At 31.5% G+C, this 13,995-nt stretch carries 15 protein-coding genes; all 15 read left to right on the top strand.

Annotated features, from left to right (window positions below; all coding sequences use genetic code 11):
* Window positions 1-93: 93 nt before the first annotated feature.
* The 15 genes from IC213_RS13325 (at window position 94) to eutD (ending at window position 13,975) form a co-directional block, all read left to right on the top strand.
* Complete coding sequence (locus IC213_RS13325; RefSeq protein ID WP_227863156.1) at window positions 94-1,104, top strand: choline/ethanolamine kinase family protein; 1,011 nt, start codon at window positions 94-96, stop codon at window positions 1,102-1,104.
* Window positions 1,105-1,188: 84 nt separating this feature from the next.
* Entirely contained in the window at window positions 1,189-2,397 is a 1,209-nt protein-coding gene (locus tag IC213_RS13320; protein WP_227851414.1) for an ethanolamine utilization protein EutH, read from the top strand.
* Between the two features lie 52 nt (window positions 2,398-2,449).
* Complete coding sequence (gene speB, locus IC213_RS13315; protein ID WP_227834769.1) at window positions 2,450-3,409, top strand: agmatinase; 960 nt, start codon at window positions 2,450-2,452, stop codon at window positions 3,407-3,409.
* Window positions 3,410-3,567: 158 nt separating this feature from the next.
* Window positions 3,568-4,698, top strand: coding sequence for a 1-propanol dehydrogenase PduQ (locus IC213_RS13310; protein ID WP_227863155.1), 1,131 nt, complete (start codon window positions 3,568-3,570; stop codon window positions 4,696-4,698).
* Between the two features lie 27 nt (window positions 4,699-4,725).
* Window positions 4,726-5,076 (top strand): ethanolamine utilization microcompartment protein EutS, encoded by a 351-nt coding sequence (gene eutS, locus IC213_RS13305; protein WP_227824675.1) that lies wholly within the window; start codon window positions 4,726-4,728, stop codon window positions 5,074-5,076.
* 1 nt (window position 5,077) lies between these two features.
* Window positions 5,078-5,530, top strand: coding sequence for a EutP/PduV family microcompartment system protein (locus IC213_RS13300; protein ID WP_227834767.1), 453 nt, complete (start codon window positions 5,078-5,080; stop codon window positions 5,528-5,530).
* A gap of 62 nt (window positions 5,531-5,592) precedes the next feature.
* Entirely contained in the window at window positions 5,593-7,026 is a 1,434-nt protein-coding gene (gene eutA, locus IC213_RS13295; protein WP_227855456.1) for an ethanolamine ammonia-lyase reactivating factor EutA, read from the top strand.
* Window positions 7,027-7,042: 16 nt separating this feature from the next.
* Window positions 7,043-8,407: an ethanolamine ammonia-lyase subunit EutB gene (locus IC213_RS13290; protein WP_227824678.1), complete on the top strand. Its 1,365-nt coding sequence runs from the start codon at window positions 7,043-7,045 to the stop codon at window positions 8,405-8,407.
* A 12-nt stretch (window positions 8,408-8,419) separates the two neighbouring features.
* On the top strand, window positions 8,420-9,313 hold the full coding sequence (gene eutC, locus IC213_RS13285) for an ethanolamine ammonia-lyase subunit EutC (RefSeq protein ID WP_227863154.1): 894 nt from the start codon (window positions 8,420-8,422) through the stop codon (window positions 9,311-9,313).
* A gap of 21 nt (window positions 9,314-9,334) precedes the next feature.
* Entirely contained in the window at window positions 9,335-9,988 is a 654-nt protein-coding gene (gene eutL, locus IC213_RS13280; RefSeq protein WP_227831324.1) for an ethanolamine utilization microcompartment protein EutL, read from the top strand.
* 6 nt (window positions 9,989-9,994) lie between these two features.
* Window positions 9,995-10,645, top strand: a complete 651-nt coding sequence (locus IC213_RS21160) for a BMC domain-containing protein (protein ID WP_285894768.1) — start codon at window positions 9,995-9,997, stop codon at window positions 10,643-10,645.
* Between the two features lie 2 nt (window positions 10,646-10,647).
* Complete coding sequence (locus IC213_RS13270) at window positions 10,648-12,117, top strand: acetaldehyde dehydrogenase (acetylating) (protein ID WP_227863153.1); 1,470 nt, start codon at window positions 10,648-10,650, stop codon at window positions 12,115-12,117.
* Window positions 12,118-12,177: 60 nt separating this feature from the next.
* Window positions 12,178-12,465 carry a BMC domain-containing protein gene (locus IC213_RS13265; RefSeq protein ID WP_227824682.1) on the top strand — a complete coding sequence of 96 codons (288 nt, stop codon included), beginning with the start codon at window positions 12,178-12,180 and terminating at the stop codon, window positions 12,463-12,465.
* A 99-nt stretch (window positions 12,466-12,564) separates the two neighbouring features.
* Window positions 12,565-13,335, top strand: a complete 771-nt coding sequence (locus IC213_RS13260; protein ID WP_227863152.1) for a cobalamin adenosyltransferase — start codon at window positions 12,565-12,567, stop codon at window positions 13,333-13,335.
* A 13-nt stretch (window positions 13,336-13,348) separates the two neighbouring features.
* Entirely contained in the window at window positions 13,349-13,975 is a 627-nt protein-coding gene (gene eutD, locus IC213_RS13255; protein WP_227824684.1) for an ethanolamine utilization phosphate acetyltransferase EutD, read from the top strand.
* Window positions 13,976-13,995: the final 20 nt, after the last annotated feature.

Here is a 13,995-nt window from a genome sequence, read left to right as displayed (position 1 = left end):
GTTGCACAAAGATATAGAATTCTAATCAAAGGAAAATGGTTTTTAATAGAAAAAGTTTTGACCAAAAACAAATCATACAAAGGAGAAACTATTATGAAAAATGAAAGTATAAGAGAAAATATGTCAGTATTTGGAGAGGTAATACAACCTTATGAAATTCAAGATTTCCTTAGGTTAATCAATTTAACAAAAACAGCATTTAGCCAAGAACTTAGCAAAATAGAAATAATGCCAGGCGGGCTTACAAATAAAAACTTTAAGCTTGAGATTGAAGATGGCACTCAAATAGCAATGCGTGTAGCAGGAGTAGGAACAGCAGGATATATAAATCGTCCAGCAGAAAAGCACAATGCTTCTTTAATGTCATGTCTTGGAATAGCTCCAGAAATATATTACTATGACCCAAAAACAGGTTCACAACTTTGTGAATTTATAAAATCAGATACAATGCATGCAGAGGATTTTATAAATAATTCAGATGTAGTCATGAAATCAGCAGAAATTATGAGAAAATACCATGATAGTGGAATGGAGTTTAAAAGTGTATTTAACCCAATAGCTAAGATGAAAGAGTACATACAAATACTTAAAGAAAATGGTTTTGATAAGAGATATGATGGATGGGATAGCATAACAGAAAAAGTAAATATAATAGAAGTTGCTTATCAAAATAATCCACAAAAATTAGTTCCTTGTCACAATGATACACTAGCAGAAAACTTTATGTATGATGGAAAAGTTATGCGTGTAATAGACTGGGAATACGGTGGAACAAATGATAGATTTTACGATATGGCATGTGTGTGTGTAGAAAATCCTCTTCCAAAAGATAAAGAGGAGCTTTATGTAAGAACATACTTTGGCGGAGAACCAACAGAAGAACAAAGAGCAAGATTGCTTACAAGTAAGTTTTTAGTTAATGCACACTGGTCTTTATGGTCATTAGTTCAAATAACATATGGTAAAGACCATGACTTCTATTGGGAATATGGAAGAACTCGTGCAGCTGATTGTATAGAGTTTATGAAGGATGAAAACTTTGAACATTACTTAGATATAATAAATGACCCTAACTTTACAGAATCTGTAGAACCACTAGCATAAGAAGTATTTATTATGAGAAATATTAAATAAAAATTAAGTAATAAAGAGCTGATTAATGTTTTTAGTACATAGGGGGTATACTGTATGGAATTATTAGGAGACTCAGTACTGTATATCATCATGGCTTGTTGTGTAGCTGGAGGTTTAGCAAAGATTTTCAAAGAAGAATCGGAGCTAGCTAAATCTTTTGATGAAGGCTTACATACTATGGCAACGATGTTTATACCAATAGTAGGTCTTATGGTATCTGTTCCGTATCTAAAGGTCGGGGTAGAGAAAATATTTGGAAAGTTGTTTAGTATGTTTGGCGCAGACCCAGTGGTAGCAGCAGCTATGATTATGCCACCAGATTGCGGTTCATATGCTTTAGCTATAGAAATTGGGAAAACAAGTGAAATATTAGTGATAGTATTAGCAGTTGGATTTATGTGTGCATCGACAGTGGCATTTAATATTCCAATAGGACTTTCAATTTTAGATAAAAAAGATTACAAGTACCTAGCTTTAGGAGCTATGTCTGGATTTTTATCAGTACCTTTTGGAGTATTCACGTCATATATGGTTGCATTACTTACAAATCCTACAATACGTACAACACTTTCTACAGTAGGAAATTCTAATTATACTTTAAATTTAAGTATGCTAATGATTTTCCAAAATCTAATTCCTATTGTTGTGGTGTGTGTGTTGCTTGCATTAGGGTTAAAATTGTTCCCTAATGGAATGATAAAAGGATTCATGTATTTTGGAAAAGGTCTTACAAGCATATTAATAATAGTCGTAGTATCATCTATTGTTGAACACTATACAGGTATTTTCACTAAAGTATTTGGAAGTTGGGGATTTGACCCAATGTTTGCAGATGAGAAAGAAATGTTTAGGTCTATTGAGCTTCTAGGGAGTATTGCAATGATGCTTTGTGGAGCATTTCCAATGGTTTACCTTATACGTAAGTATTTTAAAAAGCCACTGGAAAAGCTTGGTTCAATAGCTGGGCTAGATAGTGCTGGTAGTGCTGGATTAGTTGCATGTATGGCAAATGGTATCGCAATTTTTGGACTAGTCAAAGATATGAAACCAACAAGTAAAGTAATATCTATGTCGTTTTTAGTTTGTGCAGGATATTCTTTAGGAGATTTTATAGCTTTCAATGTCAATTTCCAACCAAACTTGGTTATTGCAATACTTGTTGGTCAAATAGTAGGTGGAGTAATAGGTATAATATTTGCAAAATTAATTGCAGTTCCATACGTTCTTAAGATGGAAAAAGAAGATGAGGTAGCTGAAGTTTAGAGTAAAATTGATAAAAAAATAACAAAAACAAAGAAAATTAAGGGGAGTAGTTATGATTAAATATAAAACAATAAATTCTTTAAAATCACCTAGATTTGCAGGAATTAAAACATTCATGAGATTACAAAATGTAGTTACAACAGACGATGTAGATTTTGCTGTTATTGGTATACCATTTGATTCATGTGCTACATTTAGAGTTGGTGCTAGATTTGGTCCATCATCAATAAGAGAAATGTCAGTTCTAGGTTGTAAACCATATAATCCAGTTCTTGATGTTGGTATATTTGACTATTGTTCTGGGGTAGACTATGGTGATTTAGGCTCTGTACCAGGATATGTAGAAGATACATTTGATGTAATTACAGAGGGGATGTTACCTATCTTTGAAAATGGTGTAGTTCCAATAGCTATGGGAGGAGACCATAGTGTAACATTACCAGAATTAAGAGCTTGTCATAAGGTTCATGGACCAGTTGCTTTAATACACTTTGACTCTCATTATGATACAATAGCAGAATATTTTGGAAAGCCTTATAGTCATGGAACACCTTTCTACCATGCTGCTAAAGAAAATCTTGTTGATACATCTAAATCAATTCAAGTTGGAATAAGAGAAGGTTATTATGGTGAAGAAGATAAGTACCACTCAACTGATTTAGGGTATGAAGTTTTAAAAGCTGTTGAATGTCATAAGATGACTACAGAAGAAATAATTGAAAGAATTAAACAACGTGTTGGTGATTCAAAAGCATTCCTTACATTTGATATAGATTTTGTTGACCCAGCATATGCACCAGGGACAGGAACTCCTGTTATAGGTGGATTCTCATCTGCCCAAACATTAGAAATAATAAGAGGATTAAAGGAGTTAAATATAGTAGGCTATGACCTTGTTGAAGTTGCGCCACAATATGATGCTGGAAATGTTACTTCACTTACAGCTGCGGGTATAATGTATGAATTTATATCTCATATAGCTTATAAGAAAAAGCATAACATAAAGTATTAATATACAAGATTCTTGACTTTACTAAAATCCAATATTTACTAAAATAATGTCATAACGAAATATTGAAAGCTTAATAAAAGCTCCATAGATTGTTCTGTGGGGCTTTTGCTTAACAATTGTTTAATTTTAAATAAGTTTTTATAAAAGAGGAGATTAGATTGAATAATTTTGAAATAAAAACCAAAGTAAAATTTGGAGTAGGTTCTTTAGAGTATTTACAAGAGATAAAAGATAAAAAAGTGTTGGTTATAACAGACCCTTTTATGGTTAAATCAAAAACTATAGATAAAATCTTAGTAAATTTAAAACACAGTACATATGAAGTATTTAGTAATATAGTACCAGACCCACCTATAGATACAGTAGTACAAGGCATAGAAGTATTAAAAAATATAAAGCCAGATACAGTAATAGCTTTAGGTGGAGGTTCTGCAATAGATGCAGCCAAAGCTATAAAGGACTTTTCAAAGCAAATTTTAAGAACTAATGAAATCGAATTTATTGCTATCCCAACAACAAGTGGAACTGGCTCAGAAGTAACATCATTTTCTGTAATCACAGATAAGCAAAAAGGTGCAAAGTATCCTCTAGTGTCAGATGAATTAATTCCAGACATAGCAATACTAGACCCAGAGTTGGTTAAAACAGTGCCAGATTTTATAACAGCAGATACTGGAATGGATGTTTTGACACATGCATTAGAAGCATATGTATCAGTAAATGCTAATGATTTTTCTGATGCACTTGCTGAAAAGGCAATAAAACTAGTATTTGAATATTTATTGAAAGCATATAAGGATGGAAACGATTTAGAGGCTAGAGAAAAAATGCATAATGCATCTTGTCTAGCTGGAATGGCATTTAATCAAACATCATTAGGAATAAATCACTCCATAGCACATGTTCTAGGTGGAAAGTTTCATATACCACATGGAAGAGCAAATGCAATATTATTGCCATATATAATAGAATACAATGCTAATATCACAGGATATTCAAATACATACTACTCATTATCAGCAAAAAAATATGCACAAATATCAAAGTTAATAGGTCTTAGTAGCTCAAACACAAGAAGTGGTGTAAAGAGTTTAATTAATGAAATAAAGAAATTACAAAAAGAACTAAACATGCCAACTAAATTGAGAGAATGCAATATAAATTTGGAAGAACTAAGTAATTTACAGAGTGAAATAGCAGTTTTGGCTATTCAAGATGGATGTACTAGTGCAAATCCTAAAGTTCCCATAGAAGAAGACATAATAGAAATACTAAATAAAATTAAGTAAAAATGTGATAAAAATTAGGGGGCAAAATTGAACGAAGAAACTAAACAAAGAATTATACAAGAATATGTTCCAGGAAAGCAAGTAACACTTGCTCATATAATAGCTAATCCAAATGAGGATATATACAAAAAGTTAGGATTAATACTAGATAGAAAAGATGCAATCGGTATTCTTACAATAACACCAAGTGAAGCTTCAATAATAGCAGCAGATGTAGCAACAAAATCATCAGATATAACGCTTGGATTTATAGATAGATTTAGTGGGTCTTTAGTAATATCTGGAGATGTGAGTTCTGTAGAATCTGCATTAAATGAAGTATTAGAAGTGTTAGGTGAGATGTTGAATTTTTCATCAACTAAGATAACGAGGACATAAAATGAAAAATATAATTTTTATGGGAAAAACAAGTAGTGGAAAGACGACTCTTTGCCAAAAACTAGATGAGCTAGAGATTAAATATAAGAAAACACAGTCAATAGAAATTTATAAAAATGCAATAGATACACCAGGTGAATATATGGAAAATAGAGCATTGTATAATGCTTTAATAACTACAGCTGTAGATGCTAAAGTAGTGGCTATAGTTTATGATGCAACTCAAGAAGAAAATTATATGGCACCAGGTTTTGCAAGTATATTTTGTAAAGAAACTATAGGCATTATGACTAAGATAAATAAATTAGATAAAAATCAAATAGATTTAGGAATAGAAAGATTAACGTTAGCAGGAGTCAATAAAATATTTAAAGTAGACACAATAGATGATGTAGGTATAGATGAATTATTTGAATATTTAAATGAGATAAGCTCATTGGAAGAAAAATATTGATAGTCTATAGAACAATCTAACTTCTTTGTTTAAGAAATACTTTTAAATTATGAGGTGAGAAAATGAGAGAAGAGTTATTAAGTGTTGGGATAGATATTGGGACAAGTACTACTCAACTAATATTTTCTAAATTGATAGTTGAAAACACTGCATCTAGTTTTTCAGTACCTAGGATAAGTATAATAGACAAAGAAATTGTATATAAAAGTGAAATATACTTTACACCTCTTATCTCCAACAATGAGATAAATGGAAATGAAATAAAAAACATAGTTGATAGTGAATATAAAAAAGCAAATATATCTAAAGAAGACATACATACAGGTGCAGTTATTATAACTGGAGAAACTGCAAGAAAAGAAAATGCAAATTATGTACTTCATAATTTAAGTGGGTTTGCAGGAGACTTTGTGGTGGCAACAGCAGGACCAGATTTAGAAAGTATCATATCTGGCAAAGGAGCAGGAGCCCATATTTATTCTAAAAATCATTCAACTAATGTTGTAAATTTAGATGTAGGTGGAGGAACTAGCAATTTAGCTTTATTTAAAAGAGGTGAAGTATTAGATACTGGCTGTCTAGATATAGGTGGGAGACTTATAAAAATAGACAAGCATAGTAAAAAAATAACTTATATATCACCTAAGATAGAAAAAATCATAAAAGATTATAATTTAGGTCTTCAAATAGGAACTATAGCAACCATAGAAAACACAAAGCCAATAATAGATATAATGGTTGATTTAATATTACAAAGTATAGGAATAAAAAAGAAAACGAGTCTATTTGAGTTTATGGTAACTAATAAATCTATAAATTTAAGTGAAAAGATAGATAACATATCTTTTTCTGGTGGGGTCGCTGATTATATCTACTATGATAAAAAAATAGATGAATATTTTAAATATGGAGACTTAGGTATTTTATTAGGGCAAGCGATAAAAAATTGTGATGAACTAAAAAAAATAAATGTAATAATTCCATTAGAAACTATTAGAGCTACAGTAGTAGGTGCTGGTTCTCATACTACTGAAGTAAGTGGAAGTACTATAACTTATACAAGTGAAGATTTTCCACTTAAAAACTTACCTGTTTTAAAACTATCACGAGAAGAAGAAACTAGCAATGAAAAGGCATTAAGTGAAAGTATAAAAAATAAGTTAAATTGGTTTAAGTTAGAAAATGACTTACAAAAAATTGTTATCGCTATAGAAGGAAGTAAAAATCCAAGCTTTTTAGAAATTCAAGAGTATGCACGTGGATTAGTGAGTGGTATGGAAGAAATTATAGAAAATGACTTGCCATTTGTAGTAATTATAGAAAATGACATGGCAAAAGTATTAGGACAATCTATTTGTGCAGTTTTAGATTACAAAAAAGATATTATTTGTATAGATAGTATTAAGGTTGAAAATGGAGACTACATAGATATTGGAAAGCCAATAGCTGAAGGTAAGGTGTTACCTGTAGTAATAAAGACATTAGTTTTTAATTAAAAAAGGGGGTAAGGAGATGATTTTAAAGACAAAATTATTTGGGCGTACTTATCAGTTCAAAGGATTATATGATGTAATGGCAAAAGCAAATGAAGAAAAGTCTGGTGATAAGTTAGCTGGTCTTGCAGCTCAAAGTGCCGAAGAAAGAGTGGCAGCAAAAGTAGTTTTATCTCATATAAAATTAGAGGATATAAGAAACAGTCCCGCAGTTCCTTATGATGAAGATGAGGTCACAAGAATAATTCAAGATGGAGTAAATGAAAAAGTTTATAGTGAAATAAAGGACTGGACTGTTTCAGAACTTAGAGAGTGGCTATTAGATAGTGAAACAAGTAGTTTAGATATAAAAAGAGTTTCAAGAGGATTAACTTCAGAAATGATAGCAGCAGTTGCAAAGCTAATGTCAAATATGGACTTAGTTTATGCAGCAAAAAAAATTAAAGTTACAGCTCATTGTAATACAACAATAGGCGAAGAAGGTACTTTATCAGTTAGACTTCAACCAAATCATCCAACAGATGACCCAGATGGAATACTTGCATCACTTCTAGAAGGATTAACTTTTGGAATAGGTGATGCAGTACTAGGATTAAACCCAGTTGATGATTCAGTTGAAAGTGTAACTAAAGTATTAAAGAGATTTGAGGAAGTAAAACAAAAATATAAAATACCTACTCAGACTTGTGTGTTGGCACACGTTACAACACAAATGGAAGCTATAAGAAATGGTGCTCCAACAGATTTAATATTCCAATCAATAGCTGGTTCTGAAAAAGGAAATGAAGCTTTTGGATTTAATTCAGAAACTATTGAAGAAGCAAGAAATTTAGCTTTAAAGCATGGAACAGCTACTGGTCCAAATGTAATGTATTTTGAAACAGGGCAAGGCTCAGAGCTTTCTTCAGAAGCACATCATGGGATAGACCAAGTTACTATGGAAGCTAGATGTTATGGATTTGCTAAAAAGTTTGAGCCGTTTTTAGTAAACACAGTAGTTGGATTTATAGGGCCAGAGTATCTATATGATGCAAAGGAAGTAATGAGGGCAGGACTAGAAGACCACTTTATGGGTAAATTACATGGATTACCAATGGGTGTTGATGTTTGCTATACAAACCATATGAAAGCAGACCAAAATGATATGGAAAATTTAGCGATATTATTAACTACAGCTGGATGTACATATTTTATGGGCATACCTCATGGAGATGATGTAATGCTTAACTACCAAACTACAGGATACCATGAGACAGCATCACTTAGAGAAATGTTTGGATTGACAGGAATAAAAGAGTTTGATGCTTGGATGGAACAAATGGGCTTCTCTAAAGATGGTAAATTAACAGAAAAAGCTGGAGATGCATCAATATTATTAGGGTAGGAGGTCTTAAGTATGAATGAAAAAGATTTAAAAGCATTAGTAGAGCAGTTAGTAAATCAAATGGCTGGTCAAATAGATTCTAGTGTTGTAAATGAAGTTGTTGAAAATGCAGTAGATAAAGTAAATAAAAGTACAGTAGACGATGATGCTTGTATAGAAGATATAACGGAAATAGATTTGAAAAAGCAATTATTAGTAAAAAATCCTAAGGATGCAGAAGCATATTTAGACATGAAATCTAAAACTCCTGCAAGAATAGGTATAGGTAGATGTGGAGCTAGATATAAAACAGAAACAGTTTTAAGATTTAGAGCAGACCATGCTGCTGCACAAGATGCTGTTTTCTCTTATGTAGATGAGGATTTTGTGGAAAATAGCAACCTAATAAAAATAGAAACTTTATGTAAGGATAAAGATGAATTTTTAACTAGACCAGACCTTGGAAGAAAATTTTCAAGTGAAACTATAGATTTTATAAAAACGCAAATAGGTACAAATCAGAAGGTATTAATAATGGCAGGAGATGGACTAAGTTCAGCTGCTATAGAGGCCAATTCAAATGACTGTATTATGGCTATAAAGCAAGGTTTAAAGATGTATGGAATTGAAGTGGGAGATGTTGTATTTGTTAAACATTGTAGAGTTGGGGCTATGGACCATTTAGGTGAAGAGTTAGACTGTGAAGTTGTATGTGTGTTAATTGGAGAAAGACCAGGTCTTGTTACAGCAGAATCTATGTCAGCATATCTTACATATAAGCCTAGAGTTGGTATAGCAGAAGCTAAGAGAACAGTGGTATCAAACATCCATAAAGGTGGAACTACTGCTGTTGAAGCAGGTGCACATATAGCTGAACTTATAAAAACAATTTTAGATAAGAAAGCTTCTGGAATTGATTTAAAATAATAACTTAAAGGAGTACAAGTTATGAAAAATGATGTAATTCGTCCTAAAATACTGGGAATTAAAATGATTTCAAACATAAGTCCAGAAATGGCACAAAAGCTAGAATTAAATTCTGACCATAAAAGTTTAGGGTTTATAACTGCTGATTGTGATGATGTGACATATACTGCCCTTGATGAAGCAACTAAAGCTTCAGAAGTTGATGTTGTATATGCAAAGTCAATGTATGCAGGTGCTACAAATGCTTCAACAAAACTTGCTGGTGAGGTATTAGGTATAATAGCAGGACCAAGCCCAGCTGAAGTAAGAAGTGGATTAAATGCAGTAGTTGATTTTATGGAATACGGAGCAACTTTTATAAGTGCAAATGATGATGATTCAATAGTATATTATGCTCACTGTGTATCTAGAACAGGAACATATCTTTCTAAAGTGGCAGGAATCAAAGAAGGAGAAGCCATAGCTTATTTAGTAGCACCACCTTTAGAAGCTATGTATGCACTAGATGCAGCATTAAAAGCAGCAGATGTAAGTCTATGTGAATTATTTGCACCTCCAACTGAAACAAACTTTGGTGGAGCATTACTTACAGGTTCTCAATCAGCTTGTAAAGCAGCTTGTGATGCTTTTGCTGAAGCTGTTAAATCTGTAGCTGATGACCCAACAAGGTTTTAAAGATAAATGAATGCTGTAGGTTTAATAGAAGTAATAGGATATGTTGCTGCAATAGAGGCATGTGATGCATGTGTAAAGTCTGCTAGTGTAAATATACTTAGCATTGAAAAAGTAGGAGCGGGAATAGTTACATTAACAATAGTTGGAGATGTAGGCGCAGTTAAATCAGCTATAGAAGCTGGAGAAGTAGCTGTAAACAAGGTTGGAGTATTAAGAGCAACTCATGTAATACCAAGGATACATAAAGAAGTAGCTGATAATTTATTTAAAAAAGAAGAAAGAATTACTCAGAAATATAATGAAGTTAGCGAAATACCAATCAAAGAAAATATGAAGATAGAAGAAAATGAAGATACAAATGTAGAAGCTTTAGAAGAAGATGTAAAAGTTGAAGAAAATGAAAATACAAATACAGAAATCTTAGAAGAAGACATAAAAATTGAAGAAAATGAAAATACAAATATAGAAACTTTAAATGAAGTAAAACCAGTAAAAGATGAGGTCACTAATAATAGAAATTTATTAAATATGAATATAAAAGAATTAAAAACTTTAGCTAGAGAATACGATTCTTCTTTGACTAATAAAGAATTAAATTCTTTAAGAAAAGAAGACCTAGTAGATTTAGTTTATAAATTGATTAGAGAGGATAAATAAAGATGGAAATTTTAGATAAAGATTTATTATCTATACAAGAAGTTAGAAATCTTGTAAAAAAAGCTAAAGAAGCTCAAGTTAAACTTTCCAGAATGAGCCAAGAACAAATAGATAAAATAGTTAAGTCAATGGCAGATGCAGCATATGAAAATGCCGCTAAATTGGCTAAAATGGCCAATGAAGAAACTGGGTTTGGAAAATATGAAGATAAAATAGTTAAAAATACATTTGCATCTAAAATGTTATATGAAGCAATAAAAGATATGAAGACTATTGGGATAATAGGTGAAAATAAGGCAGAAAGAACGGTTGATATAGCTACACCAGTAGGAGTAGTAGCAGGGCTTATACCATCAACAAATCCAACATCAACAGTAATCTACAAAGCTATGATTTCTATAAAATCAGGAAATTCAATAATTTTCTCACCACATCCAAATGCAAAAAAATGTATACTTGAGACTATAAAAATAATAAGTGAGGCAGCTATAAAAGCAGGAAGTCCAGAAGATATTATATTAGGTATAACTAATCCCAGCCTTAAAGGTACTAATGAATTAATGAAGCATAAGGATACTAAACTTATTTTAGCAACTGGCGGAGAGGCTATGGTTAGAGCTGCTTATTCATCAGGAACACCTGCCATAGGAGTAGGACCAGGAAATGGACCAGCATTTATAGATAAGAGTGCAGATATTAAGTTAGCAGTTAAAAGAATATTAGATTCTAAAACTTTTGATAACGGTGTAATATGTGCATCTGAACAATCTATAATAGTAGAAAAATCTATGGAAGATATAATTGTTAATGAACTGAAAAATCAAGGGGCTTATTTATTAAATGAAGAAGAAAGTGAAAAGCTGTCTAAATTTATATTAAGAGCAAATGGAACAATGAATCCTCAAATAGTTGGAAAGAGTGTAGAAGCACTTGCTAAATTAGCTAATTTAAGTAATGTGCCAAGTTATGCTAAAGTACTTATAGCAAGAGAATCTAGAGTAGGAAATGATGTAGCTTATTCTAGAGAAAAACTGACTCCAATACTTGCATTTTATGTAGAGGAAAATATTGAATCTATTATGCAAAAATCTAGAGAGATACTTTTAAATGAAGGTGCTGGTCACACATTCTCAATGCATGCTAATGATGAGGAACTTGTAAAGAAATTTGCACTTAATATGCCAGTATCAAGAATAATAGTAAATGCACCATCTGCACTTGGAGGAATAGGTGGAGCAACAAACTTATCACCAGCTTTAACATTAGGGTGTGGAGCTATAGGTGGAAGTTCAACTTCAAATAATGTAGGACCATTAGACTTATTAAATATAAAGAAAATAGCCTATGGAGTTAAAGAAATAGAAGAACTTAGAGGTACAAATTCTAAAGTAGAAAAATCAATATTTGACTCTATGGATAGAGAAGAACTAATAAATGTATTAGTAAAAAAGATAGCTTTAGAGCTATGTTAGATTTTGAAAAACTAAAATAATTTTAAAAAATATTAATATAAAATTTTGGAGGTAAGCATTATGGCAAATGCAAACGCATTAGGGATGATAGAAACTAAAGGATTAGTAGGAGCAATAGAAGCAGCAGACGCAATGGTTAAGGCTGCCAATGTTCAATTAGTTGGAAAAGAGCAAGTAGGTGGAGGTTTAGTTACAGTAATGGTAAGAGGTGATGTTGGAGCTGTTAAAGCTGCTACAGATGCAGGTGCTTCTGCTGCGGAGAGAGTTGGAGATTTAGTATCTGTTCATGTTATACCAAGACCACACTTTGAAGTAGATGCTATATTACCAAAAGTAAATGTTGATTAATAAGTTTATATAGTAAATAAAATTTAAATTTGATAAAAAGGGGATGTCAATATATTTTGAGGGGTCCCCTTTTATACATCTAATAGGAGATGTGATAAGATGAGTGTTTTAACAGAAAATCAAATAAGAAAAGAAATGCGTGAAAATAAAGGGAATATAACTGAATATTACATTGAAAAAGGTCAAATTATAACTCCTTTAGCAAAGTCTTTTTTAGCCGAAAAAAAGATTGAAATAAAATATATTGATAATATTTCAAATGAAAATAATAAAAATAATAAGAATAAGGAAGCTATAAAAGAAACAGTAAGAGAAGAATCTTATAAGTACAAAACTGTATTTGGAGCTAAGTTAAATGAAAAGCCAGAACATATGACTCATTTAAATGGAGATATATTAGTATTTAAAGACCATAAAAGGATAATTTTAAGGGGAAAGATAGACTCGTTAGAATCAAAAATACTAGAAGTTCAAGTTTTATGCAACAAAAAGAGTCTTGGAAAATTAGTAAATGAATTACAAGAAATATTAGAGTTTGTAAGGAAAATAATGAGATGTGAAGTGTTAGAAGAAAAATTAGATAGCTTTAAGCTTTTAGGTCTATCTGAAAAAGAGTTGAGAGAGCATTCTCATAATCCTAAAAAATATTTTGGTATAGGTCATGAATTTCCAACTTATAAAATGGGTGAAGAAGTAGTACTCATAAATAGTATAAGAACTAGTACTAGGGAAGCTGAACTCTGTGCATATGAAGCGTTTAAAGGTGAATATGGAGAAGTTGAGAGAGAAGATTTAATAAAAGCTCTTAATAGATTGTCATCAGTGTTCTGGATTATAATTTATAAAATAAGAACTGGACAATACCAGTAGTTGGGGGAAGTTTATGGAAAACCTATTAAATGAAATAGTAAAAGAAGTAGTAAGTAGAGTTAAAAAAGAAGTATTTATAGAAGTTGAAGCGTCAGGAAGACATGTACATTTAAGTGAAGAAGATGTAGAAAAATTATTTGGTAAAGAATATATATTAACAAAATTAAAAGATTTATCTCAACCAGGTCAATATGCTTGTAAAGAAAGAGTTACAATAATTGGACCAAAGGGTACATTAAAAAATGTTGTAGTTCTTGGACCTTGTAGAAAGAAAACACAAGTAGAAATATCACTAACAGATGGTTCCATATTAGGATTGAAGCCACCAATAAAGCAAAGTGGAGATTTAGAAGATACCTTAGGTATTAAAATAGCTACAGAAAAAGGAGAGATTGAACTTCAAAAAGGTCTTATGGTAGCAAAAAGACATATACACATGTCGATAGAAGATGCCAAAAAATTTAATGTGGGAGACAATGAGATAGTTGAAGTTAAAGTATTTGGTAAAAGACCTCTAATATTTGATGATGTAGTTGTTAGGGTTAGCGATAAGTTTAAAACTTATATGCACATAGATTACGATGAGGCAAATGCATGCGCATATTCAAAAGGAAGTATTGCAAGGATAATAAAGAGATAGCTATATATCTAGAAAGGAAA

The sequence above is a fragment of the Clostridioides sp. ES-S-0049-02 genome (genome assembly GCF_020658465.1).
Classification (GTDB): Bacteria; Bacillota; Clostridia; order Peptostreptococcales; family Peptostreptococcaceae; genus Clostridioides.
This window is presented reverse-complemented; position numbering and strand designations above follow the sequence as displayed.